Source organism: Tissierella simiarum (genome assembly GCF_018917865.1).
Lineage (GTDB): Bacteria > Bacillota > Clostridia > Tissierellales > Tissierellaceae > Tissierella_C > Tissierella_C simiarum.
The window spans coordinates 17,508-41,123 of the sequence record NZ_JAHLPM010000014.1; the positions used below are offsets into that span (position 1 = coordinate 17,508).

28 protein-coding genes and 4 tRNA genes are annotated in these 23,616 nt (G+C 30.2%); 26 read left to right on the forward strand and 6 right to left on the reverse strand.

The features are described from left to right. Nucleotides 1–9: 9 nt before the first annotated feature. From KQI42_RS15040 to KQI42_RS15055, 4 genes are all read left to right on the forward strand, one after another. Nucleotides 10–276 carry a putative Se/S carrier protein gene (locus tag KQI42_RS15040; protein WP_216521047.1) on the forward strand — a complete coding sequence of 89 codons (267 nt, stop codon included), beginning with the start codon at nt 10–12 and terminating at the stop codon, nt 274–276. Nucleotides 277–294: 18 nt separating this feature from the next. After that, nucleotides 295–1,146, forward strand: a complete 852-nt coding sequence (locus tag KQI42_RS15045; protein ID WP_216521048.1) for a mechanosensitive ion channel family protein — start codon at nt 295–297, stop codon at nt 1,144–1,146. Next, nucleotides 1,143–1,376 carry a DUF951 domain-containing protein gene (locus KQI42_RS15050; RefSeq protein WP_246566650.1) on the forward strand — a complete coding sequence of 78 codons (234 nt, stop codon included), beginning with the start codon at nt 1,143–1,145 and terminating at the stop codon, nt 1,374–1,376. The genes KQI42_RS15045 and KQI42_RS15050 overlap by 4 nt, the downstream gene beginning before the upstream one ends. Before the next feature lie 263 nt (nt 1,377–1,639). After that, nucleotides 1,640–2,089, forward strand: coding sequence for a hypothetical protein (locus KQI42_RS15055; protein ID WP_216521049.1), 450 nt, complete (start codon nt 1,640–1,642; stop codon nt 2,087–2,089). Between the two features lie 37 nt (nt 2,090–2,126). Here KQI42_RS15055 and KQI42_RS15060 read toward each other — a convergent pair whose 3' ends face one another. Together KQI42_RS15060 and KQI42_RS15065 are read right to left on the reverse strand one after the other, a co-directional pair. Continuing rightward, the gene (locus tag KQI42_RS15060) at nt 2,127–2,864 is read right to left on the reverse strand and encodes a DUF4367 domain-containing protein (protein WP_216521050.1); all 738 of its coding nucleotides are present in this window, start codon (nt 2,862–2,864) and stop codon (nt 2,127–2,129) included. Continuing rightward, entirely contained in the window at nt 2,851–3,411 is a 561-nt protein-coding gene (locus KQI42_RS15065; RefSeq protein WP_216521051.1) for an RNA polymerase sigma factor, read from the reverse strand. Before KQI42_RS15065 ends, KQI42_RS15060 begins: the two co-directional genes overlap by 14 nt. Nucleotides 3,412–3,760: 349 nt before the next feature. Here KQI42_RS15065 and KQI42_RS15070 point away from each other — a divergent pair, with 349 nt between their 5' ends. The 17 genes from KQI42_RS15070 (at nt 3,761) to KQI42_RS15150 (ending at nt 18,375) form a co-directional block, all read left to right on the forward strand. After that, nucleotides 3,761–4,957: an aminotransferase-like domain-containing protein gene (locus KQI42_RS15070; protein ID WP_216521052.1), complete on the forward strand. Its 1,197-nt coding sequence runs from the start codon at nt 3,761–3,763 to the stop codon at nt 4,955–4,957. A 56-nt stretch (nt 4,958–5,013) separates the two neighbouring features. Beyond that, nucleotides 5,014–5,205: a hypothetical protein gene (locus KQI42_RS15075; RefSeq protein ID WP_216521053.1), complete on the forward strand. Its 192-nt coding sequence runs from the start codon at nt 5,014–5,016 to the stop codon at nt 5,203–5,205. A 99-nt stretch (nt 5,206–5,304) separates the two neighbouring features. After that, entirely contained in the window at nt 5,305–5,589 is a 285-nt protein-coding gene (rpsF, locus tag KQI42_RS15080) for a 30S ribosomal protein S6 (RefSeq protein ID WP_216521054.1), read from the forward strand. 19 nt (nt 5,590–5,608) lie between these two features. Continuing rightward, complete coding sequence (locus tag KQI42_RS15085; protein ID WP_216521055.1) at nt 5,609–6,043, forward strand: single-stranded DNA-binding protein; 435 nt, start codon at nt 5,609–5,611, stop codon at nt 6,041–6,043. 15 nt (nt 6,044–6,058) lie between these two features. Beyond that, nucleotides 6,059–6,283: a 30S ribosomal protein S18 gene (gene rpsR, locus KQI42_RS15090; protein WP_216521056.1), complete on the forward strand. Its 225-nt coding sequence runs from the start codon at nt 6,059–6,061 to the stop codon at nt 6,281–6,283. 291 nt (nt 6,284–6,574) lie between these two features. Next, nucleotides 6,575–7,087: an ECF transporter S component family protein gene (locus KQI42_RS15095; protein ID WP_216521057.1), complete on the forward strand. Its 513-nt coding sequence runs from the start codon at nt 6,575–6,577 to the stop codon at nt 7,085–7,087. 117 nt (nt 7,088–7,204) lie between these two features. Next, nucleotides 7,205–7,525: a MazG-like family protein gene (locus KQI42_RS15100; RefSeq protein ID WP_216521058.1), complete on the forward strand. Its 321-nt coding sequence runs from the start codon at nt 7,205–7,207 to the stop codon at nt 7,523–7,525. Between the two features lie 11 nt (nt 7,526–7,536). After that, nucleotides 7,537–8,484 carry a YybS family protein gene (locus tag KQI42_RS15105; RefSeq protein WP_216521059.1) on the forward strand — a complete coding sequence of 316 codons (948 nt, stop codon included), beginning with the start codon at nt 7,537–7,539 and terminating at the stop codon, nt 8,482–8,484. A gap of 19 nt (nt 8,485–8,503) precedes the next feature. Continuing rightward, nucleotides 8,504–10,504, forward strand: a complete 2,001-nt coding sequence (locus tag KQI42_RS15110) for a DHH family phosphoesterase (RefSeq protein ID WP_216521060.1) — start codon at nt 8,504–8,506, stop codon at nt 10,502–10,504. Beyond that, nucleotides 10,501–10,947: a 50S ribosomal protein L9 gene (gene rplI, locus KQI42_RS15115; protein ID WP_216521061.1), complete on the forward strand. Its 447-nt coding sequence runs from the start codon at nt 10,501–10,503 to the stop codon at nt 10,945–10,947. The genes KQI42_RS15110 and rplI overlap by 4 nt, the downstream gene beginning before the upstream one ends. 13 nt (nt 10,948–10,960) lie before the next feature. Further along, entirely contained in the window at nt 10,961–12,298 is a 1,338-nt protein-coding gene (gene dnaB, locus KQI42_RS15120) for a replicative DNA helicase (protein ID WP_216521118.1), read from the forward strand. 57 nt (nt 12,299–12,355) lie between these two features. Further along, entirely contained in the window at nt 12,356–13,567 is a 1,212-nt protein-coding gene (locus KQI42_RS15125; protein ID WP_216521062.1) for an FprA family A-type flavoprotein, read from the forward strand. A 61-nt stretch (nt 13,568–13,628) separates the two neighbouring features. Next, nucleotides 13,629–14,219, forward strand: a complete 591-nt coding sequence (locus KQI42_RS15130; RefSeq protein WP_216521063.1) for a GNAT family N-acetyltransferase — start codon at nt 13,629–13,631, stop codon at nt 14,217–14,219. Between the two features lie 4 nt (nt 14,220–14,223). Continuing rightward, nucleotides 14,224–15,432, forward strand: a complete 1,209-nt coding sequence (locus KQI42_RS21710; RefSeq protein WP_216521064.1) for an HD-GYP domain-containing protein — start codon at nt 14,224–14,226, stop codon at nt 15,430–15,432. Nucleotides 15,433–15,443: 11 nt separating this feature from the next. Continuing rightward, a complete protein-coding gene (locus KQI42_RS15140) occupies nt 15,444–16,538 on the forward strand; it encodes a DnaD domain-containing protein (protein ID WP_216521065.1) in 1,095 nt (364 codons plus the stop codon). 3 nt (nt 16,539–16,541) lie between these two features. After that, a complete protein-coding gene (locus KQI42_RS15145; RefSeq protein WP_216521066.1) occupies nt 16,542–17,522 on the forward strand; it encodes an ATP-binding protein in 981 nt (326 codons plus the stop codon). 175 nt (nt 17,523–17,697) lie between these two features. Beyond that, the gene (locus KQI42_RS15150) at nt 17,698–18,375 is read left to right on the forward strand and encodes a DUF6709 family protein (RefSeq protein WP_216521067.1); all 678 of its coding nucleotides are present in this window, start codon (nt 17,698–17,700) and stop codon (nt 18,373–18,375) included. Nucleotides 18,376–18,473: 98 nt separating this feature from the next. Here the strand turns inward: KQI42_RS15150 and KQI42_RS15155 are convergent. The 4 genes from KQI42_RS15155 to KQI42_RS15170 all read right to left on the reverse strand — a co-directional run bounded on the left by KQI42_RS15155 (nt 18,474) and on the right by KQI42_RS15170 (nt 19,099). Continuing rightward, a tRNA-Thr gene (locus KQI42_RS15155) sits at nt 18,474–18,549 on the reverse strand. 146 nt (nt 18,550–18,695) lie between these two features. Continuing rightward, a tRNA-Asp gene (locus KQI42_RS15160) sits at nt 18,696–18,772 on the reverse strand. 118 nt (nt 18,773–18,890) lie between these two features. After that, a tRNA-Val gene (locus KQI42_RS15165) sits at nt 18,891–18,966 on the reverse strand. Between the two features lie 58 nt (nt 18,967–19,024). Beyond that, nucleotides 19,025–19,099 (reverse strand) — tRNA-Glu (locus tag KQI42_RS15170). 180 nt (nt 19,100–19,279) lie between these two features. On the opposite strand from KQI42_RS15170, the gene KQI42_RS15175 reads away from it, so the two are divergent. The 5 genes from KQI42_RS15175 to lpdA all read left to right on the forward strand — a co-directional run bounded on the left by KQI42_RS15175 (nt 19,280) and on the right by lpdA (nt 23,613). Next, nucleotides 19,280–19,804 (forward strand): transcription repressor NadR, encoded by a 525-nt coding sequence (locus tag KQI42_RS15175; protein ID WP_216521068.1) that lies wholly within the window; start codon nt 19,280–19,282, stop codon nt 19,802–19,804. A gap of 62 nt (nt 19,805–19,866) precedes the next feature. Beyond that, nucleotides 19,867–20,898, forward strand: a complete 1,032-nt coding sequence (locus KQI42_RS15180) for a PTS sugar transporter subunit IIC (protein WP_216521069.1) — start codon at nt 19,867–19,869, stop codon at nt 20,896–20,898. A 128-nt stretch (nt 20,899–21,026) separates the two neighbouring features. Next, on the forward strand, nt 21,027–21,458 hold the full coding sequence (locus KQI42_RS15185; protein ID WP_216521070.1) for a MarR family winged helix-turn-helix transcriptional regulator: 432 nt from the start codon (nt 21,027–21,029) through the stop codon (nt 21,456–21,458). 76 nt (nt 21,459–21,534) lie between these two features. Further along, nucleotides 21,535–21,888 (forward strand): carboxymuconolactone decarboxylase family protein, encoded by a 354-nt coding sequence (locus tag KQI42_RS15190; protein WP_216521071.1) that lies wholly within the window; start codon nt 21,535–21,537, stop codon nt 21,886–21,888. Nucleotides 21,889–21,915: 27 nt separating this feature from the next. Beyond that, entirely contained in the window at nt 21,916–23,613 is a 1,698-nt protein-coding gene (gene lpdA, locus KQI42_RS15195) for a dihydrolipoyl dehydrogenase (protein WP_216521072.1), read from the forward strand. Nucleotides 23,614–23,616 lie beyond the last annotated feature (3 nt).

Below are 23,616 nucleotides of genomic sequence, written 5' to 3' on the forward strand. Positions count from 1 at the left end.
GAGAGACTTATGAAGAAAGATGAATTTGGAGTTGTTACTTTTAAATCTACCCACCATGCTATTCAAGGAGAAAGTATATTTAAGAAAAAGGAAATAAGTTTTAGAACTATACCTACACCAAGAGAGATTACTGTTAGTTGTGGATTAGCCATTAAATTTGATTTATCTGCAATGGATAGGGTAAAAGAAATGATAGAAGGAAATGAATTAGATTTTGATGGAGTTTATAAATATGTAAAAAATAATGGAAACTATAGTGCAGAGAGAATCATTTAAATTGAGGAGAGAGGATCAATGGAGTGGTTGAATTATTTTCTTAATTTTTTTAAAAATGATATAGGAGAGTTAAATTTCTTAGGGAAGGCTGCTAAAATATTCATAATTTTTTTTGTTATTAAAATTATAGTAAGAATAATAAATACAATTATAGATAAATTTTTAGAAAAACAGAAAAAAACCAAATTTTCCATAGATGAAAGAAAAGCAAATACTTTAAATGGAGTATTAAAAAATATAGTAAAGTATGTCCTCTATTTTATAGGTTTTGTGATGGTGTTAGAAATGTTTGATATAAACACTAGTTCAATAATAGCTACAGCAGGAATAGGAGGATTGGCTATAGGTTTTGGTGCCCAAAGTTTGGTGAAAGATATAATAACGGGTTTCTTTATCTTATTTGAAGATCAATTTGCCGTAGGAGATTATGTAACTATTGGTAATTATGAAGGTATTGTGGAAGAATTAGGAGTAAGGGTTACTAAGATTAGAGATTTTTCTGGAGAACTCCATATTATACCCAATAGTAATATTCAGATAGTTACTAACAAAACTAGAGGTGCTATGAGAGCCTTAGTTAAAATATCTGTATCTTATGAAGAAAATATTGATAAGGTAGTTAAAGTATTGGAAAAGGTATGTGAAGAGGTAAAATCTTCTAGTGAAAGTATATTAGAAGGACCTACTATATTAGGAGTAACAGACTTAGGTGAATATGAGGTGGTTCTTACAATAGTGGCAAAGACAAAACCCATGGAACAATGGGCTGTAGAGAGGGAACTTAGGAAAAAAGCTAAAGAAGCCTTTGAAAAGGAAAATATTGAAATACCTTACCCAAAACGAGTAATATTTGGAGGTAAAGAAATATGATATTGAAATATGATGTAGGAGATATAATTACACTAAAAAAAGGTCACCCTTGTGGAGAAAATAAATGGGAGATTTTAAGGACAGGTGTGGATATTAAGTTAAAATGTTTAGGCTGTGATAGACAAATATGGATACCTAGAATAGATTTTGAAAAAAGGGTTAGAAAGATTTTAGTAGATGAAAAATGGATTAGTATAATTCACCATAAAGGGAAAGGTAGTGAAGAATAAGAAAAGCTATTTTCTAGCTTAAACCTTGCTAGAAAATAGCTTTTCTTATATTTATTTGATTAACCACACAAACCCCTAAAAATGATTATATATTTACATTAATGAACAAAATAAACCAATAAAGATGGACTGCTTCTTATTCTTTCTTTCATCTATATAGAGTACAAATGAAATAAGAAAGTTCCAATTATTTTAAAATAATTGGAACTTTTTCCAAACTTTTATACTCTATATAAGTGAATACAATTTAAGGGGGAATTTATATGTTAAAAAAAGTATGGGTTTTTATGATTTCTTTAGTATTGGTTTTTAGTTTAGTTCCAAGGTCTCACGCTAGTGGGATGGGTGAGAATCATTACACCAACAAAATAAATATAAGATATAGTATACAGGATCATAAATATATTGATTTATATAATTCGGAGATCTCAAATTTAGATAATAATCAAATAAAAATAAAAGTTAAAACTGTAACTAGTAGTAAGGTAGAAACTATAAAAATGGATGTTTATTTAGAAAAGTGGAATGGTAGCTCTTGGATTCAAATTTCTTCTTGGGATGGGAGCAAGTCTAATACAAATAGCTTTGAAAAAATAATTTATTATTCTGGAACTGCAAATTCAAAATATAGAGTAAAGACTACTCATACTGTTAATCACAATGGATATACGGAATCTGGTACGAGTGTATCCTCTTCTATAATAATAAGGTAAGTGTATAACAATAAGGTAGATGGAAGTAGTCACCCATCTACCTTATGCTATCAGCCATTTTAATCATATCTTCTTCTAGAGAGGTACCTTCTAATGTATATTTAACTTCATTCTTATCCCATAAAAGTATCTTGAAATCATTTTTAAAGAAAATAATATGGTAATCGGTATTACCTATTGATATTTTTTTAATATCTCCAGTACTTTTATTTATACTTATATCACTTGTATATTCTCCTAATATATTTTCTTCATGTAATTCTAATTTTTCTCCATCTTTGTTTTCATAAAAAATTTTAATATCTGTTATCAAATCACCTACAGTATAAGCTACGGCTTCTTTAAATTTATAACCTTCTGGTATATAAGTAGGCAGAGTATATTTGCTGTACTCATCTTCAATTATTTTATTTAATTCTTCAAAATTTAATTGAACTTCGGGTACTTCCATTAAAACTTCTTTTGGACTTTCTTCATTTGAAGAAATACTTATTTTATATGTGTTGTTTTCACCTTCAGATATATAGTATTTAAGAACTCTTACTAATCTGCTATTTACTATATGAGGCTTAAAAACTGTAAAGCTTAATATAACTATAGCTGCAACCATGGATATGTTTTTATAATATATAACTCTTTTTTGCTTCTTTTGTTCTTTTATGATTCCTTTTTTTATGTTTTTCCACATTTCGTCAGAGTTAGGAAGTTCTATGTTATCTAAATTGAGATTTAATGATTCGTCTAATAAACTGTCTATATTATCATCTTTCTTCATATACAACACCTTCTTTAAAATATATTCTTTTTAAACTCTTTTCTAATTTATCTTTAGCTCTTGAAAGTCTTGATCTTACTGTTCCTATAGGGACATCTAAAAATTCGGAAATATCTTCATAGCATAAATCTTCATAATAATATAGAATTATTACTTCTTTATAAAGTGGTTCTAAATCTGAAATAGTTTTCCACACCGTTTCTTTTAATTCTTCATCTTCTAGTATTTCATCAGGTAAATAAAAGCAATAATCTTCCGCTATTAAACTAAAAAATTCCTCATTTTCTACACAAATATCCCATCTTTTATTTTTCAATCTATTTCTACTAATGTTAGTGGTTATAGTACTTATCCAAGGACCAAATTTATTTATATCTTTTAATTTTTCAATATTAGTATAAGCATTAATAAAAGCTTCTTGTAAAATATCTTCTGCTTCTTCTTTATTGTTAGTCATGAATAGAGCTACTTTGTATACTCTCTTATAATTAGCTTCAAAGAGTTTTTTAAAAAGAATATCGTCTTTACTGTCTTTTTTAAAATTCATTTTATCACCTGCTAAGGATTTTAGTTTGTTATTACTTTGATATATTTCTATATTGGTAAAGATTATCCTTCTTGAATTTTTGTTTAATTTCTCTATTCATTTATATAGAGTATAGAGTAAGCCAAAAAGTTCCCAAAAATTAAAATAATAATTTAAAAGATTTTTAAAATCTGCTTAATATTAAGAAGTCTATATTTTCTTAAAATTCCCAATAAAAGAACTTTTAACTTTTAATATTAAATTGTAGTAAAATATTAGACAATTTAATATTATCATAGTAAACTATAGATACGAGGATTAAGAAGAAATCATAAGGAAAAGGTTTTCAAAAAAATGAGGGGGTGCTTTTATGGCATTGCAATATGCTAAACGTATGGATAATATTAAAGCCTCGGAAATTAGGGAGTTATTAAAACTAACTCAAAGACCAGAGGTAATTTCCTTTGCAGGAGGACTACCAGCACCAGAATTGTTCCCTATTGAAGAATTAAAAAGAATAGCAAAAGAAGTATTAGAAGAAAATGGGGCTAAGGCATTACAATATGGACCAACAGAAGGATATCAGCCATTAAGGGAAGAAATAGCTAAGAGAATGGAAAAGGTTCATGTAAGTACAAGTCCAGAAAACATATTAGTTACTAGTGGATCTCAACAAGGGTTAGACTTTGCGGCAAGAATATTTATAAACCCAGGAGATATAATCATATGTGAAAGTCCAAGTTATTTAGGGGCAATCAATGCTTTTAAGGCTTATGAACCTAAATTTATTGAAGTAGATACTGATGATAAAGGTATGGTTATGGAAGATTTAGAAGAAGTTCTGAAGAATAATGATAATGTTAAATTTATTTATGTTATTCCAGATTTCCAAAATCCATCAGGAAAAACTTGGTCTATTGAAAGAAGAAAGAAATTAGTAGAGCTAGCTAATAAATATAATGTAGCTATTCTAGAAGATAATCCTTATGGAGAGTTAAGATTTGAAGGGGAAATTAGTCCTGCAGTGAAACATTATGATACAGAAGGTAGAGTAATATTTTTAGGAACTTTCTCAAAAATATTTTGTCCAGGCTTAAGGCTTGGTTGGGTAGCTGCTGAGCCAGAAGTTTTAAGCAAGTTTATTATGGTAAAACAAGGGGCGGATTTACAATCCAGTACTATATCCCAAATGGAAGTAGCTAGTTTCTTACAACAATATAATATAGAAGAACACATTGAAAAAATAAAGGATGTATATAGAAAAAGAAGAGATTTAATGATGAAAACCATTGAAGAAGAATTTCCAGAAGGCGTTAAATATACTTACCCAGAAGGTGGATTATTTACATGGGTAGTATTGCCAGAACATATAAATTCAAGAGAATTAGCTGTTAAAGCTTTAGAAAAAAATGTAGCTTTTGTTCCAGGAGGTTCTTTCTTCCCTAACGGAGGTAATGAAAACACTTTTAGATTAAATTACTCAAATATGGATGAAAAAAGAATAGTTGAAGGAATAAAAAGGCTTGGTGCAGTAATAAAAGAAGCAATGGAAGCAGAATTAGCATAAAAAAAGTCCCTCAGATTTTGAGGGGCTTTTTTAAAATCTTGGAAAGGAGAGAAGTTATGGAAGTAGAAGTAAGAGCCACGCCTCCGATATCTTCTTTAATATGGTCAATAATAAGTTTGTTACTGATTATTGGAGTTGTTGTTTTTTTTATATATTTTTTTAGAAGAATGTTTCATGCGATGAATGATATTAAAAAGATAAGAGAAAATACAGATGAGATAATTAAATATATAAGTAATGATGAATAAAATTTTCCTTGAAGCCTATACTGATTAATGGTATAATACTTGGGTAAATCCTTGCTCTATATAAAGGTAGAGCCGATAGTCCATAAGGAGGTGAAACACATGAGAAAATATGAAGCTGTTTTAATCTTTGTACCTAGTCAAGAAGAAGAGAAAAGAGTTCAATTACTTGAAAGATTCAAAGGAATCATCGAGGCTGAGGGAACTATTTCAAACGTTGACGAGTGGGGAATAAGAAAATTAGCATATCCAATTAATGATATTGGTGAAGGATACTACATTTTAATGAACTTTGAAGGAACTCCAGAAGCGGTTAAGGAGTTGGATAGGGTTGCTAAAATTTCTGACAGCATTATGAGACACATGATTATCAGAGAAGATGAATAATCGGAAGGTGGTGTTATGATTGAATAATGTTGTATTAATCGGAAGGTTAACAAGAGATCCAGAATTAAGGTATATACCTATGTCTGGAACTGCTGTATCTACATTTTCTTTAGCTGTAGATAAAGGACTTTCTAAAGAGAAAAAACAAGAAATGGAATCAAAGGGACAACCTACAGCCGACTTTATTAACATTGTAGTATGGGGGAAAATGGCAGAAAACTGTGCTAATTATCTTGCCAAAGGTAGACTTGTTGCAGTTCAAGGTAGAATTCAATCAAGAAGCTATGATGGAAAAGATGGTGTTAAGAGATACATCACTGAAGTTGTAGCAGGAAATGTTGAATTCTTAGAATGGGGCGATAGCAACAATAATCAAGGCTTTGGTAACCAAAGTTCAGATTTTTCAGGTATAGAAGGTTTTCATCCCATAGAAGACGATGACATTCCATTCTAGAAGGAGGGAAAAAAGGTGCAAAGAAGATTTAAACCAAGAAAAAGAGTTTGTAGTTTTTGTGCAGATAAATCTGGTGCAATAGATTATAAAGATATAAATAAACTTAAAAAATATGTAACAGAAAGAGGAAAAATTCTTCCAAGAAGAATCTCTGGAAATTGTGCAAAACATCAAAGAGAGCTTACAATAGCTATAAAAAGAGCAAGACAAGTAGCATTATTACCTTATAGTGCAGAATAAGAGAGGATTTTCCTCTCTTTTTTATAACGAATAGGAAAGTTCTACTTTTTTTATTTTTTCAATGTAGGAACTTGTTCTGACCTAAATGAGTTTCAAAAAAAGCTACCTTGCAACGCTTCTTTAGAAGCTTTTTTTATAAATCATAGAGAATTATAGATTTCTTTAATGCGGATTTGATTTAAAGGTATTATAACAAAGGCTTCCTTGATTTAAAAGATTTCAATGGAAGCCTTTGTTATATATAATAATAGTATTGGGTATATAATATTTATAACGGGAAGGAGGAGCCGTATGAAAAAATTGACCACTAGTGATATTACAAAGACTGCAATATTGATAGCTTTAGCATTAACATTTCAAATGGGTTTAAGAGGTGCAGGTCAGCCTTTAGTTGGACCTTTAGTAAATTTTGTACTTATAATGAGTGTGTTTTTAGTAGGGAACTTTTCTGGAATTATGGTAGGGAGTATAACCCCATTAGTAGCTTTCATGTTTGGAATGATGAAACTACCCCCTCTAATTCCTTTTATAATAATAGGGAATATTTTATATGTAATTACTTTTAATTATTTTAGAAAAAGATTTTTTAAAGCAGAAGATATTATTAGTATAGTTATTAGTAGTTTGATTAAATTTGGATTTTTGGCAATTTCAGTTAGATATTTAGTGACTTTCTTTGTAACAGTTCCAGAACCAGTAGTAGCAGCATTTACATTACCTCAACTTTACACTGCTCTAATGGGTGGAGTGTTGGCAATATTGGTAAAACAATTTTTACCTAAACCCATGCTTAAAGATAATTAAGTTTACAGGTACCTCTTTATAAGGTACTTTTTGTTTGACATATAATCCTATACTTTGTATTATTTTAGTAAGGTATTGTTTTATCAATATATTTTGGGTAAAAAAGGTGGGAATAGGATGGAAACGAAAGACATAGATATTATTAAAAATGTAAGAACTATTGAATGGCTTAAAAGCCAATTATTGACTACAGTAGCTAATCTGTATGAAGTTTTAGCAAAAGGAGAAGAAGATACTAAAGAGAATTTGGAAAATGTTATCTCTGATATCATACTTCAATCTTATGTCCTTGGTAAAAGATTGGGATTAAGCTATAAAGATATAAACTCTACCTTAAAAGAAAATATTAAGTTAAACTTAATAGAAGACCATAAAATTGAAAGGTGGTATGGAGATTTAAGTTTATTGTTAGAGTTTATAACTTCCAACGAAGAATAGGAGTGAAAGTCTTGAATAATAAGGATACAATGTTAAAAGTTGTTTTTGAAAGTCTTGTGGTTATTTCCATAATGGCCATATATATAACTTTTGGAGTTCACTATTTACCATTGCTAATATTTTTATTTCCAGTTCCTTTTGTAGTTCTAGGAGTAAAAAACGGATTAAGTTATAATATAATAAGTATGGCGCTTACTTCACTTATAGTAGGGTTATTGGTTGATAAGATGTCGAGTATTTTCTTATTTATTGCTTTTGCTCCCTTAAGTATTGTATTAAGTTATGGAATCAAGAAAAGAAGAAGACCTTTAGAGATAATGAGCATATCTACAGCAACTTTTCTAGTAGCTCTATTGCTAATGATAGGTTTAATAGGGGATTTATCTGGAATTAATTTTGTTAATCAGTTAGAGCAATCTTTTATGCAAATGCTAAATACACAGCTAGATATGTTAAAAGATATGGGATTAACATCCTATGAAATACTAAAAACTAAAGATTTGTTAGAAAATGCATATAATTATATTATATTAATAATACCAACCATGCTAGTAATATTTTCACTAGTAACTTCTTATTTAAACTATTTATTATCTGCTATGGGTCTTAGAAAGATTGGATATGGGGTGGTGACTACACCTAAGTTTTCTAAGTTTAAACTACCTAATAATATAATACCTGGAATAGCAGTAATGTTTTTAGGAACTTTTTTAATTAAGAAGTTACAATTATTTTATTATGAAACTGTATTTGTGAATATTGTTGTGTTAGTTGGATTTATGTTTTTTATACAAGGATTATCAGTATTGGATTTTCTTCTGATAAAATCTAAGATGTTTCCAGTCTTAAGAGTATTATTATTATTATTTACTATAGTTGTAATGCCTTTAGGTTGGATAATAACATTAATAGGATTTTTGGATGTTATATTTGATATTAGGAAGTTTAAAAAAGCTTAGATCCTATAGGAGGATTGTTATGGGAAATAAAAATTTATTTAATTGGTCTGATACTAAAGTGTATTTAATAATTATAGGAGTATTACTTCTTATAATTGCTTTTTATCAACCGGTACTAGCTTTAATTGGAACTATTCTTTTGGGATATTTAATTTATTATTATGTTAAGAGTATTCATCAGAAAAAAGAAGAATTAACTAAATATATTGAAGGATTAACGGATGAATTCGATTCTGCTACTAAACATGCGATTTTTAACATGCCTTTTCCTTTAGTCATGGTAGAAGAAAATGGATCTATAAGTTGGTATAATACACCATTTTTAGAAATGATGGAAGAAAAGGATTTATTAAATGTTAAAATAGGAGAGTTAGTTTCTGGACTTAAGATAGAAGAAGTACTAAAAGATGAAGAAGGGAAACCTTTAGAAATAAGTTATAAAAACGACTATTATAAAGTCTATTCTAATATTGTAGATACAAAAAAGACAGCTAGTGCAAAAGATATGATAATTATGCTTTATTGGGTTAATAACACAAACTTTGTAAAGCTAAATCAAAAACATAAAGATGAGAGATTAATTGTATCTTTAGCTTATGTCGATAATTATGATGATGTAAAAAGCAGTACTTCAGAGGTAAATAGACCTTTAGTGTTGGCTGAAATAGATAAAAAACTTAATACTTATTTTTCAAGGTATAACGGAATAGTTAGAAAATATGAGAATGACAAGTATCTAATAATAATGGAAAACAATCCTTTCGAAGTTATACAGGGAAAAAAGTTTGATATATTAGATCAAATTAGAGAAATAAATTTAGGAAATACCATACCTATTACATTAAGTATGGGAGTAGGTGCAGATGGTAATAATCCTTTTGAAGCCTATGAACATGCTAGAGCAGCTATAGATATAGCATTAGGTAGAGGTGGGGATCAGGCTGTAGTTAAAAAAGGTAATAGCTTAAGTTTTTACGGTGGAAAAACTAAGGCTATTGAAAAGAGAAATAAAGTAAAATCTAGAGTGATAGCATACGCTTTAAGACAACTTATAGACCAATCAGATAAAGTGTTTGTAATGGGTCATAAAAATGCAGATATGGATTCTTTTGGAGCGGGTATAGGTATACTTAGAGCTACAAGTAATAGAGAAAAAGAAGGATACCTGGTATTAAAAGGAGAAAATCCTTCTATTAAAAATATTTATGATAGAATGAGAAGAGAGCAACCAGAGTTATTAGAGCAAATAATAACTCCAGAAGAGGCTTTGACCATAGCAGATAAATCTTCACTATTAGTAGTAGTAGATAATCATAAGCCTAGTTTTACAGAAGCACCAGAGTTATTAAATATAATAGATAAAGTAGTTTTATTTGATCATCATAGAAGAGGTGTGGAGTTTATAAAGGATCCAGTTTTAACTTATTTAGAACCTTATGCTTCATCTACCTGTGAATTAGTAACAGAAGTTTTATCTTATATGGGAGATAAAATTAATTTAACTAAATTCGAAGCTGATGCTCTATTAGCCGGTATAACTGTAGATACGAAGAATTTTAGTTTTCAAACAGGAGTTAGAACCTTTGAAGCTGCTTCATTGTTAAAGAGAGCAGGCGCAGATACTACTGCTGTAAGGCAGTTATTTAGGGATGATTTTAATACATTTTTATATAAAGCTGAAGTAGTAAAAGCTTCAAAAGTAGTATTTAATAAAATTGCTATTGGCAGATTGGAAAGAAACATGGAAGACTCTATATTAATAGCTGCTCAAGCGGCAAATGATTTACTAAATATCAATGGAGTAGAGGCTTCTTTTGTAATGACTTTAGTTGGTGAAAAAGTTCATATTAGTGCCAGATCTTTGGGTAATATTAGTGTGCAAATTATACTTGAGAGATTAGGCGGAGGAGGACACCTGACAAGTGCAGGAGCTCAATTAGAAGGAATATCAATGGACGAAACAGAAAAACTGCTTATAGAAGCTATTGATAAATATTTAAGGGAAGGTGACGAAGAATGAAGGTAATACTATTACATGATGTTAAAGGTTTAGGAAAAGAAGGAGAATTAGTGAATGCAAAAGATGGTTACGCTAGAAATTTTTTATTCCCTAAAAATTTAGCTATAGAAGCTACACCAGGAAATTTAAAGAAATGGGAAGAAAATAAGAAGCAAAAAGCAGAAAAAAAGAAGGAAGAACTTAACGAAGCATTAGAATTAAAGGCAAAAATTGAAAAATTATCTGTTGAATTAAAAAGAAAAGCAGGAGAAGGTGGAAAGCTATTCGGCTCAATAACTTCTAAGGATATTGCTGATGCTTTAATGGCTCAACACAAAGTAGATATTGATAAGAGAAAGATTGAACTAAAGGATAATATAAAAACTTTAGGAACTACTGTTGTAGAAGTAAAAGTTTATACAGAAGTTACAGCTAAACTAAGCGTTAATGTAAAAGAAGAATAATGGGGTGGTTAAAATAGAGAATCAACTTATTGGACGAGTTCCCCCCCATAGTTTAGAGGCAGAACAATCTGTATTGGGAGCTATGATAATAGATAAAGAAGCTATAAATACTACAATAGAAATAATTAGATCTGATGACTTTTACAAGGAAGCTAACAAGGAGATTTTTGAATCCATAGTTGATTTATTTAATAGAAATGAGCCAGTAGATTTGATAACTCTGTCTGAAGAATTAAAGAAGAGGGGAACTCTTGAGAACATTGGAGGAGTAACTTATTTAGCTAGTCTTTCAGGAGGAGTAGCTACTACCGCTAATACTAAATATTATTGCAAGATAGTAGAAGAAAAATCTATCCTTAGAAGACTAATAAAATCTTGTGATGAAATAGTAGGAAAAAGTTATGAAAATGCAGAAGAAGTTAATGCAATAATAGAAAAGGCAGAGAAAAACATATTTGATATTACTCAAGGAAGACATAGAGAGGGATTTTCTCCTGTAAGTGAAATTTTATTGGAAAGTTTTTCAAAGATGGAAGAAAAGGCAGCTAATCAAGGCGGATTAACGGGTCTTACTACAGGGTTTATAGATATAGATAATAAGTTATCTGGTTTACAAAAATCCGACCTAGTGCTATTAGCTGCTAGACCTTCTATGGGGAAAAGTGCCTTTATGATAAATATAGCTACTAATAGTGCTCTAAAGGCAAATGCTAGTGTAGCAATGTTTTCTTTAGAAATGTCTAAAGAACAATTAGTGCAGAGAATGATTAGTTCTATATCTCATGTAGATTTACAAAAAATTATTAGTGGTAAATTAGTAGAAGAAGAATGGATTAAGATAATAAACTCTATGGGTCCATTATCCCAAGCTAAAATATTTATAGATGATACGGCCGGGATCTCTCTAATGGAAATGAAAGCTAAATGTAGACGTTTAAAAATAGAAAAAGGATTAGACTTAGTAGTTGTAGACTATTTACAATTGATGCAGCTAGAAGGGAAGCAAGAAAGTAGACAGCAAGAAATATCTGCCATATCTAGAGGTTTAAAGGCATTAGCTAAAGAAATGGATTGTCCTGTTATAGCTTTATCTCAGTTATCTCGTGCTCCTGAACTGAGAGCAGATCATAGACCTATACTTTCTGACTTAAGAGAGTCCGGAGCAATAGAACAGGATGCAGACGTAGTTCTTTTCCTATATAGAGATGAATATTATCATGAAGATTCAGAGAAGAAAAATATAGGGGAAGTTATTATTGCAAAGCATAGAAATGGTCCTACAGGTACTGTAGAGCTAGTATGGAAAGGTGAATTTACTAAGTTCTTAAATAAAGAAAACATTAGAGAATAGTTATAACTACTCCTATATGGGTATAAATAAGTAGATATTTTTTTAGGAGGGTGTATTATGGTTGATAATAGAGTATTAGATATAACTGATTCTGTAAAATGGATAGGTATATTAGATCCAGGTCTAGTTACCTTTGATGTAGTCATGGAGACTAAATATGGAACTACTTATAATTCTTATTTTATAAATGCAGAAAAGAAAGCTATAATTGAAACTTCAAAGGCAACTTTTAAGGATATATATTTAAATAAGGTACAACAAGTCGTTAACTATGAAGAAATAGAATATATAGTATTAAACCATACAGAACCAGATCATTCAGGAAATGTGACTTATTTATTAGATTTAGCACCTAATGCTACAGTAGTTGGCAGCAGGTCAGCAATAAATTTTTTGAAGCATATGATAGATAAAGATTTTAAATTTATGATAGTCAATCATGGTGACGAGTTAGATTTAGGTAATAAAACTCTTAAATTTACTTCTGCACCTTTTCTACATTGGCCAGACAGCATGTATACCTATTTAGTAGAAGACAAAATTTTATTTACTTGTGACTCCTTTGGCTGTCACTATTGTAATGAGGATATGTTCGATGATCTAGTAGGAGACTTTGATGATGCTTTTGAATACTACTTTGACGTAATATTAAAGCCTTTCAGTAACTATATGCTGGAAGCTATAGATAAAATAAAAGACTTAGACATTAATATAATTTGTCCTGGACATGGACCTATACTTCGTTCTAATTGGAAGAAGTATGTAGATTGGTCTAAGAAACTAGCTGAAAATAAAGAAGAAAGAGAAGAAAAGCAGAAAGTATTTATTCCTTATGTATCTGCTTATGGTAACACTAAAAAAACAGCAGAAAAAATTGCTGAAGGTATTAAAATGGCAGGGGATATAGAAGTAGAATTAATGGATATAGAAATGGCTGATTTAATGAGTTTGGAAGATAAGGTAGATAAAAGTTCGGCTATTATCGTTGGAACACCTACTATTAATCAAAACACTCTTCTACCTATATATAATCTTATGGCAGTAATAAATCCTGTAAGAAATAGAGGAAAACTTGCTGGGGCTTTTGGATCTTATGGATGGAGTGGAGAAGCTGTGAAAATAGTTCAAGAAAACCTTAGAAATTTAAAATTGAAATTATATAATGAAGAAGGCCTAAAGATAAATTTTATACCTTTTGAAAAGTCTTTTGAAAGAGCTATAGAATATGGAAAAGGATTTGGGGAAAAGTTAATTGAAAATAAGAAATAAAGTAATTACTTCGAGGATTTTCCTCGAAGTAATTACTTTATATATAAAAGGGTGATGGAGTATGGAAATCAAAGGGAAAAGAGTGATAATAGCACCTTTAAAAATTGAAGATGTTTATTGTATGAGAGAATGGGGGTATCATGAGGATTCTTTACTGATGGATTATAATTTTCCATCCATGAATAATAGTGAACTTCATGGATGGTATAAAGTTAAAACCTTTGGAAGATCCAAAGAATATTATGGAGTCACTAACAGAGAAGGAAAACTAGTTGGATATATGGGAATTAAAAATATAAAGAAAATAAAGAAAGAAGCTACATTAGGTATAGTTTTTGATCCTAATCATATAAACAAGGGTTATGGGACCGAGGCTATAACAACTTATTTAAATTACTATTTTAACGAAATGAAAATGAAGACTCTCTTACTAGAAGTAGCGAAATTTAATAAAAGAGCTTTAAGGTGCTATGAAAAAAGCGGATTTGTAGTTATTGACTTATATCTAGATAAATTTTTCAATCAAGATATGGATTTAACAGATCCATACTATTTACAAGAAAAATCTTCTTTTGTAATAAAAGATGGAAAGATATATAATTATATTTACAAAATGAAAGTAGATAGAAAATCTTTTTTAAAAGAGAGGTAATTTTGTGGTAAACTATCAATTTGAAATAAAATTAGGACAACTTTTAAAAAGTTTATCTTATGCCTTAGATATAGCAGAGAATCGATATTATGGTCATTCAAGAAGAACCGCTTATATTGCTCATTCTATAGCAGCAGAGATGGGGCTTACTGAAGAAGTACTTACAGATGTCTATTATGCTTCTCTTATACATGATATAGGTATGGCTGGATTTTTATCTAATTATAGTGTAATAGATATACACTATAATGAAGACCTTAAAAAGAAACATTGTGATATAGGGTATAGAATATTAGATAAGCTACCTTTTAATGACAAAGTGAGGGAGTACATATTATATCATCATGAGGATTGGCAAGGCAATGGGTCTTATAAGCTTAGAGGAGATGAGACACCTTTAGGTGCTCAAATAATACATATAGCAGATTATTTTGAACTTTTCTTCGTAAGGAAGTACGATGAAATCCATGAAAATTACGACATAAACATAATAAAAAAATGGATAGATGTATATAGAGGTAAATTATTTAAAGATGAACTATGTGATGTGATTTTAGAGGTAATAAAGAAAGATAAATTTTATTTGGATTTAAAACCTGAAAACATTAATCAAGCTTTAGATATAATAGAACCTGGTAAGAATACTAATATAAATATTCATGGTCTCCATAATATTTCAGAAGCTTTTTCCATACTTATAGACAACAAAAGTAGATTTACTTATGAACATTCTCAAGGAATTTCACAGATTACTAGTAATTTTGCCACTTATTTAGGTTATAATCCTTTAATGATAGAGAAACTTACCATTTCAGCTAATCTTCATGATATAGGTAAGTTTGTTATACCTAGTAGTATTTTAGAAAAACCGGGAAAGTTAACTTCTAAGGAGTTTATGGTAATAAAATCTCATGCTTATTATACAAAATTAATTCTTAGACAAGTAGATGGATTAGAAGATATTGCAGAATGGGCAGGGAATCATCATGAGAAATTAAATGGAAAGGGATATCCAGAAAGATTAAATGAGAGAACTTTAACTATAGAGGATCAAATAATAGCTTTTGCTGATATATATCAGGCTTTAACAGAACATAGACCTTATAGAAGTGGGATGGAGCCTAAAAAAGCTATAGCTATAATGACGAATATGGCAGAAGAAGGTTATATATTAAAGGATTTATTACCTGACTTTAAACAGTTAGTATTATAGGAGTTGATTTTATGAATTTTACTATAGAAACTACAGATATGGATTTAGGAGATACGCCGATAGAGAATATATTTATAAATGACTTTATGCCCATGGCTAATGGAACCTATGTTAAAGTATATTTACTGGGTTATAAATATGCCCATGATAAGGATCAAAACATAGAGGTTAATAATGAAACCATAGCCAAGCATTTAGACATACCTCTAGATGACGTTTTAAGAGCTTGGGATTTTTGGGAAGGCAAAGGTATAATAGAAAAGATGCCTGTAGATATGAATAATAAATATAATTATAAAGTTAGGTTTCTTAATTTAAAGCAGCTTTACATAAAAAACAACTTCAATATTTTAAATGCCAAAGAAGAGTCGCCAAAAAAACCCTATCTTTGTACTACAGAAGATTTAATAGATGCTAACCAAATACCTGCTATAAATAGAATGTTTAACTCTATAGACTATATTATGCGAAGGCCTATTGTACCTATGGAGAAACAAAAAATTCTGGCTTGGATTCATGATTACAATATGAATCCAGATGTAATAGAAAAAGCCTTCTTTTATGCAGTGGAAAGAAAGGGAATTAGAAAGATAAATTATGTAGAAGGAATTATAAGAAATTGGTATGATCAAGGGCTTACGAATTTAGAAGCTATTACAGAGCATTTTAAATCACAAGATGAAAAATATTATAAATATGAAAAGGTTATGAAACATTTAGGTCTAGATAAAAGACCTATAACTCAAGGGGAAATGAAGGTTATAGATAAATGGTTTGATGAGTATGAATTTTCTATGGAGATGGTTCTTAAAGGCTGTGAGAGTTCTAGCAAGGTTTCTAATCCTAGTGTTAATTATATAGATGGAGTATTGACTTCTTGGTTTGAAAAACAAATAAAAACCTTTGAAGATATTGAAAAAAAAGATAAGCTTAAAGAGAAGAAAGATTATAAGGTTACTAAGACTGTAGAAAGAAAAAGTACTCCAATAAAGACTAGGTTCCATAACTTTGAACAGAGGACTTCTAAATATACTTCAGAACAGCTAGAGGAGATTGCACGTAAGAAAAGGGAAGAACATTACTTAAAAGCAAAAGGAGAAAGTTAGCCTATGTATAAAGAGATATTAAAGGAAATTTTAATGGAATACGAAAGGAAAAGAGATAGACAAGTTTATGACCAGAGAATAAGAATAGAAAAGGTATATAAAAAGGTACCTGCAATTAAAAGAATAGATGAGGAAATATTTAAAACAGGTCTTTCTATGTCTAAATTTATAATAGGTAATCCAGAAAGCTATAAGGAAAATCTTGAAAAGGTAAAAGAAGTAATGGAAGCCTTAAAGATGGAGAAAGCTTTTTTATTAACAGAGAATAATATTCCTTTAGACTATATGGACATAAAGTATGAATGTAATAACTGTAAGGATACAGGCTATTTAGAGAATGGAGAACAATGCAGTTGTTTAAAACAAGCTTTGGTTACTAGAGCTTATAAAATGTCTAACTTAGAAAATGTATTAAAAAAAGAAAATTTCCAAAACTTTAATATAAATATCTTTAAAAACGAGCCTTTTGAAGAAGAAAAAATGACACCTAGAGAGAATATGGTGGAGATAGTAGGCATAAGTGAAGGGTTTATCAATAACTTTGACGAAAATAATGGAGAAAATCTATTGTTTTACGGTACTACAGGCCTTGGAAAAACTTATCTTTGTAATTGTATTGCCAAAGCCTTACTGGATAAAAATAAAATTGTAATATATCAAACCGCTTTTACTATTTTAGAGATAATTGAAAAACATAGATTTAGCAAAGAAAATAACCGCTTTAATGATTATCAGTATAACTTATTATTTGAAGCAGATCTTCTTGTAATAGATGATTTAGGAACTGAAGTAGCTAATACATTCACTAATGCAGAGATTTTTAATATAGTAAATACTCGTCTTATTGGAGGTAAAAAAACTTTAATATCTACTAATTTAACTCCTAAAGAAATATCAGATATTTATACGGATAGAATATTTTCTCGTATACTGGATAAATTTATACCATTAAAATTTTATGGACCAGATTTAAGATGGGAATAAGGAAATCTGTCTTTGATTCTTTGATTTTGAGTTAAAGAATTGAAGGCAGATTTATTAAATATAAGTAAAGAAACAAAAAATAATTGATATGTTATTAAATTTATGGTAAAGTTTTTTGTGTTGTGTTTTAAATGCTGAAATTTTACTATAATAAAGGATAGGAGTTTATTAGACTATGAACAATGAATACGTCATTGAAAGAAAAAAGGTCATAACAAGACTATTGTCCATGCTGCTTATATTAACCATAGTAGTTGGTGTAATTTTGGGTATAGGCGTAAAGAGGATCAAAAAGGATGCTGAAGGACCAAAAGATTTATTGACTTTGGATTTTTCAAAAAGTAAGGGAGAATTTGTAAAAGCCAGTTTTGATAGAATGACTCCTTATTTTGCAGAATATGTTATGGAAAATACTGAAAAGGATATTGAGTTTTCAACAAAAAGACTCTATTTTTATTTAATTGATGATAAATTAATGGTGGTTCAAATTCCACATGCTGATTTTAGAGAATTTGATAAGCTTGTAGACTCGTCTAATAACGGAGAAATAGCTGTTGAAAATCCAATAGAGAGAAAAGGGAGGATTGTACCACTGAACTCCCAAGTAAAAGGAATAGTTAAGGATATATTATCATCAGAGCTAAACATAGAAAATGTCACTGAAGAAGATTTTAGTACATATATTTGGTCTGATATGATGGATGTAGATATTCCTAAAGAGATTGGTGAGGATGATACAGGACAAGTTATAAAGTCTATAGGTAGTATGTATCTATTTTTAGTCTTAATGGTAGCTGTAGTTGCCTTTTCTAGTCTTTCTAAATTAAAACGTAAATATAAAGAAAATGCATAATATCAGTAAAAAAATATTTAATGTGTTTATAAATATTAAATTAATAGAAAAAAATAAAAAATAAAACTGTAGAAATTTTCTACAGTTTTATTTTTTATTGGAGCTGGCGAGAGGAATTGAACCCCCAACCTACTGATTACAAGTCAGTTGCTCTGCCGATTGAGCTACGCCAGCATAGATATTAACTTTTTACTGCACAATTTATTAACTGCTAGAAGTAACCGAATCCCACTAAGCGATGTACACAAAATCGAAATACATGATTTTGGTCCCCTGCTTATGCCGATTGAGCTACGCCAGCATAAATGTTTATTTTAAAATGGCGACCTGGAAGGGACTCGAACCCTCGACCTCCAGCGTGACAGGCTGGCATTCTAACCATCTGAACTACCAGGCCATTTAAATTTAGCAGTCTCGCAACACAAATTTGTTCACTCCCTTTCGGTCGTGCAAATTTGATGCTCGTTGCGTTTGACCTACCATCAATTCGCTACGCTCATTGGGTTAGGTCATAATGGTGGGCACAACAGGGCTCGAACCTGTGACCCCCTGCTTGTAAGGCAGGTGCTCTCCCAACTGAGCTATGCGCCCATAATTTAATGGTACTTCGTACACTCCTGATTATATGTACTATAGGTTAAATAAAAGTTGGTGACCCCACCGGGAATCGAACCCGGGTTACCGCCGTGAAAGGGCGATGTCTTAACCGCTTGACCATGGGGCCAGATTAAATTTGACTCAATAAAAACCAATTTTATTATACTATGAATTTTAAGGCTTGTCAATATAAATTTTCAACTAAATTAATTTAGTTGAATTTTAAGCTAAATACTAAAATAAAAATCATATTCAATGTATAATTAATTATAACATGTTTTAATATAAATGGGAAAGGAGAATATCTATGGATGCACAAGATAGAAGGGAAGAAATTTTTAAGGTGCTAAATGAATCTAAAAATCCTATTAAAGGGACTGAGCTTTCTCAGAAATTTCAAGTCAGTCGACAGGTAATAGTTCAAGATATTGCTTTGTTAAGGGCAAAGGGAGAAAATATAATAGCTACGCCACAAGGCTATATTATTCCCGACACATATGGTAAAAGTAGAATACTGAAAACAATAGCTTGCAATCATGAAGGCTATGATGAAATAGAAGATGAATTAAAAACAATTATTGATATAGGTGGAAGAGTAATAGATGTAATCGTTGATCATCCTTTATACGGAGAAATAAGAAGTTTGCTTGAAATTGGTTCTAGATTAGAATTACAACAATTTATGGATAGTATAAAAGAAACTAATGCAGAACCTTTATCGTCTTTAACAGGTGGTATTCACATTCATACTATTGAGGTAGAGAATGAGGAGATTTTTAAGAGAATAAAAGAGGCCTTAATGAGGAAAAAATACTTGATAAATGAAGATTAAGATGATATATTATATCTACAAGTGACAAGACAGATGTAATTACACTGAAAAGAGGTGCTACATTGGAAAACAATGAGTCAAATAAAAAAGGCAGCATAAAGGATTATTTTATTAAGGTTTTTAATGGCATGGCTTTAGGGCTTTTTTCATCTCTTTTAATAGGATTAATAATAAAGCAGTTAGGTACACTCTTTAAGATGGAGATTATAATTAATTTTGGATCCATCGCTCAAATGCTTATGGGACCAGCCATAGGTGCTGGTGTAGCCTATAGTGTTGGAGCACCACCTCTTGGAATCTTCGCTTCTGTAATTACAGGAGCTATAGGTGCTGGAACCATCAATTTCCAAGGAAATCAAGCATTGGTAAAGGTAGGTGAACCTGTGGGAGCTTTGGTAGCTGGTCTTTTAGGAGCAGAAATATCAAGGTTAATAAAAGGAAAGACAAAAGTAGATATAGTATTAGTCCCCCTATCTACAATAGTGATAGGAGGATTAGCAGGATATTATATAGGTCCAGTTATTAGCTCTGTTATGACTCTTATAGGAAAATTAATTAATTTAGCTACAGAACTTCAGCCTATACCTATGGGAATTATTATATCTGTACTTATGGGGATAGTATTGACTTTACCTATAAGTAGTGCAGCTTTAGCTATTTCTTTAGGACTTAGCGGTCTAGCGGCAGGTGCTAGTACTGTTGGATGTGCATCTCAAATGGTTGGCTTTGCCATAGCTTCTTACAGAGAAAATGGATTTGGAGGTTTTATTGCTCAAGGGTTAGGTACTTCTATGCTTCAAATCCCAAATATAATACGGAATCCAAGAATTTGGATTCCTCCAATAGTTACTTCAGCCATATTAGGACCAATATCTACTGCTGTTTTGAAAATGGAAAGTAATATGATAGGTGCAGGAATGGGGACTAGTGGGCTGGTAGGGCAGTTTGCAGTAATAGACGTAATGGGATTAAATCCAAAGATTTTTTCTATGATACTTTTTATGCATTTTATTTTACCTGGAGCTATCAGTTTTTTAATTTCAGAATGGATGAGAAAAAGTGGGTATATAAAATCAGGAGATATGAAGTTATAAAATAATGAATAAACAAAAACACTAGATTTAATATTAACTTTAAATCTAGTGTTTTTGTTTCACAAAACTTCATAGTTAAGTTATAATATAATAAGTTTATATTAAGGATAAGTCGAGGAGTGTTAAAAATGTTTGATTTAGATGCATGTGTGGCGTTTATAACAAATAAAGCAGCTAAAAAAATGGCTGATGAATTTAATGATAGGTTAATGAAACTTGGAATTACAAGAGTTCAATGGATAGCTTTGTTTTATTTAGGAAAATACGATGGGATCAGTCAAAAAGAGTTAGGAGAGCTAATGGACATTAAAGAATCTACAGTTGCTAGATTAATAGATAGGATGGAAAAAGAAGATTATGTTTGTAGACTTAAAGATAAGGATGATAGAAGAATCACTAAACTTTATTTAACAGAGAAAGGGAAGAAATATAGACAAGAATGTTTACCAGAAGGGGAAAAAATGGCAGAAATTTTCACAAAGGGTATTTCTCAGGAAGAACTTGATATATTCATGAAAGTAGTAGATAAAATATTGTCTAATATAGGTCAAGAACTTTAAAAAGTAGTTGACTTTGTTAAAATACTTGCTATACTAATTATTAGTATAGCAAGTATTTTAACAAGGGGGAATTATGATGTCAAAAAGTCCAAGAGAGTATTTAGATGAGTTTATGAACGGTTTACAAGCTGTAGGTGAAACAAATGAAAATCATGCAGGGGCTTTTATGAACCTATTAGGAACTACCTATGAATCTGGAGCCCTTGATACGAAGACGAAAGAGTTAATAAGTGTTGGAATAGCTGCTTATAATAGATGTGAATATTGTATAGTTTTCCATGTTTATAAAGCTTTAGAAAGTGGTGCTACTAGAGAAGAAATAATGGAAGCAGCTATGGTTTCTGTAGCTTTTGGTGGAGGACCTTCTATGGCTTACTCATCTACTCTGCTTAGAGCTAGCATCGATGAATTTGAAAATGATTTCAAATAATCTATGTAGAAATAAGGAGAGATAAAAATGATTATTGAAGTTAAATTTGAAGGTTTAAATGGAATAAAAAAAGGTAAAGTAATGAAGATATATAAAGAAGTTGGGGATACTATAGAACCTAACGATTCTTTATTTTCAATAGAAGAAAATAAAAAGACATTAGATATTGAACCAAGCATAAAAGGTGTTATAAAAGAGATTAAAATAAAATCAGGAGACAATATTAAGATAGGTGATGTTTTAGCATTAGTAGATGGAGAAAAAATAGAAACTAAGAAATCAGAGTCTTCTTTTGATTATTTTAAAGGTTTAATAACTCCTAAAAAAGAAGAAATAGAAACTAAAGTTACTATTATAGGATCAGGACCTGGTGGATATGTAGCAGCTATTAAATTAGCTCAGTTAGGAGCTGAAGTAGTCCTTGTAGAAAAGGACAAGGTTGGAGGAACTTGTTTAAATAGAGGTTGTATTCCTACAAAGGCATTAGTACGTTCAGCAGATGTTTTTAAAAACATTAAAGAAAGTGAAGCCTATGGCTGTAAAGTAGAAAACTATAATTTAGATATTGGACAAGTAATATCTAGGAAAAATCAGGTTGCTTCTCAATTAGGAGAAGGAATTAGCTATTTATTAGAAAAGAACAACATAAAATATGTTAAAGGTTGCGGAGAAATTCTAGACCAAAATACAGTTTTTGTAAAAACAAAACATAGAGAAACCACTATAAAAACAGAGTATATTATTATTGCGACAGGGTCTACTACTACGAAGCTGCCTATACCTGGTATAGATTTAGATAATGTTTTGGGAAGTACTGAAATAATGGAAATAGATGAACTGCCAAAGGAAATGGTTATTATTGGTGGTGGAGTAATAGGCATGGAATTTGCCTTTATATTTAATACCTTTGGGACAAAGATATCTGTAGTTGAATATATGGATAAACTTTTACCTAATTTAGATGAAGATATATGTCATGAAATCGAAGAGATAGCAGAAAATAAAGGAATAAATATTTATACTAATTCAAAGGTTGAAGAAATAATAAGAGATGAAAATAATAAAGCTATAGTAGGATTTACTAATAATGGTGAGAAGAAATATATTTCTACAGAAAAAGTATTAGTTTCTATAGGTAGACAACCTTATCTAGATGGATTAGGCATAGAAAAATTAGGTTTAGAATTGAATACAAATAAAAAAGGAATCAAAGTAAATGAGAAATTGATGACAAGTATATCTAATATATTTGCCATAGGGGATGCTACTGGAGGAATACAATTAGCTCATGTAGCTTCTGCTCAAGGAATAGTTGCTGCTAATAATATAATGGGTATTGAAGATACAATGGATTATAGCATAATTCCAAGTGCAATATTTACAGATCCAGAAATAGCGAGTGTAGGAATTGATGAAAAATATGCTAAGGAAAATAATATTGAAGTAGAGATAGGAAAGTTTCCTATAGCTTCTAATGGAAAAGCTTTAACTTTAGGTGCTTCGGAGGGATTTGTAAAAGTAATTGTTGATAAAAATTCTAAGAAAATCCTAGGTGCATCTATTATAGGCCCAAATGCCACAGATTTAATTAATGAAATATCAATAGCTATGACAAATGGACTTAAAGCAGAGGATATAACTAAAACTATACATCCTCATCCAACTACATCAGAATCTGTATTTGAAGCTTTATTAGCTGCAAGTGGTGCTTGTATACACAATTAAATG

Coding starts and splice junctions, on each gene's coding strand:
- KQI42_RS15040 (WP_216521047.1), top strand. CDS start 10: ATGAAGAAAGATGAATTTGGAGTTGTTACTTTTAAATCTACCCACCAT.
- KQI42_RS15045 (WP_216521048.1), top strand. CDS start 295: ATGGAGTGGTTGAATTATTTTCTTAATTTTTTTAAAAATGATATAGGA.
- KQI42_RS15050 (WP_246566650.1), top strand. CDS start 1,143: ATGATATTGAAATATGATGTAGGAGATATAATTACACTAAAAAAAGGT.
- KQI42_RS15055 (WP_216521049.1), top strand. CDS start 1,640: ATGTTAAAAAAAGTATGGGTTTTTATGATTTCTTTAGTATTGGTTTTT.
- KQI42_RS15060 (WP_216521050.1), bottom strand. CDS start 2,864: ATGAAGAAAGATGATAATATAGACAGTTTATTAGACGAATCATTAAAT.
- KQI42_RS15065 (WP_216521051.1), bottom strand. CDS start 3,411: ATGAATTTTAAAAAAGACAGTAAAGACGATATTCTTTTTAAAAAACTC.
- KQI42_RS15070 (WP_216521052.1), top strand. CDS start 3,761: ATGGCATTGCAATATGCTAAACGTATGGATAATATTAAAGCCTCGGAA.
- KQI42_RS15075 (WP_216521053.1), top strand. CDS start 5,014: ATGGAAGTAGAAGTAAGAGCCACGCCTCCGATATCTTCTTTAATATGG.
- rpsF (WP_216521054.1), top strand. CDS start 5,305: ATGAGAAAATATGAAGCTGTTTTAATCTTTGTACCTAGTCAAGAAGAA.
- KQI42_RS15095 (WP_216521057.1), top strand. CDS start 6,575: ATGAAAAAATTGACCACTAGTGATATTACAAAGACTGCAATATTGATA.
- KQI42_RS15100 (WP_216521058.1), top strand. CDS start 7,205: ATGGAAACGAAAGACATAGATATTATTAAAAATGTAAGAACTATTGAA.
- KQI42_RS15110 (WP_216521060.1), top strand. CDS start 8,504: ATGGGAAATAAAAATTTATTTAATTGGTCTGATACTAAAGTGTATTTA.
- rplI (WP_216521061.1), top strand. CDS start 10,501: ATGAAGGTAATACTATTACATGATGTTAAAGGTTTAGGAAAAGAAGGA.
- KQI42_RS15125 (WP_216521062.1), top strand. CDS start 12,356: ATGGTTGATAATAGAGTATTAGATATAACTGATTCTGTAAAATGGATA.
- KQI42_RS15130 (WP_216521063.1), top strand. CDS start 13,629: ATGGAAATCAAAGGGAAAAGAGTGATAATAGCACCTTTAAAAATTGAA.
- KQI42_RS15140 (WP_216521065.1), top strand. CDS start 15,444: ATGAATTTTACTATAGAAACTACAGATATGGATTTAGGAGATACGCCG.
- KQI42_RS15145 (WP_216521066.1), top strand. CDS start 16,542: ATGTATAAAGAGATATTAAAGGAAATTTTAATGGAATACGAAAGGAAA.
- KQI42_RS15150 (WP_216521067.1), top strand. CDS start 17,698: ATGAACAATGAATACGTCATTGAAAGAAAAAAGGTCATAACAAGACTA.
- KQI42_RS15175 (WP_216521068.1), top strand. CDS start 19,280: ATGGATGCACAAGATAGAAGGGAAGAAATTTTTAAGGTGCTAAATGAA.
- KQI42_RS15185 (WP_216521070.1), top strand. CDS start 21,027: ATGTTTGATTTAGATGCATGTGTGGCGTTTATAACAAATAAAGCAGCT.
- KQI42_RS15190 (WP_216521071.1), top strand. CDS start 21,535: ATGTCAAAAAGTCCAAGAGAGTATTTAGATGAGTTTATGAACGGTTTA.
- lpdA (WP_216521072.1), top strand. CDS start 21,916: ATGATTATTGAAGTTAAATTTGAAGGTTTAAATGGAATAAAAAAAGGT.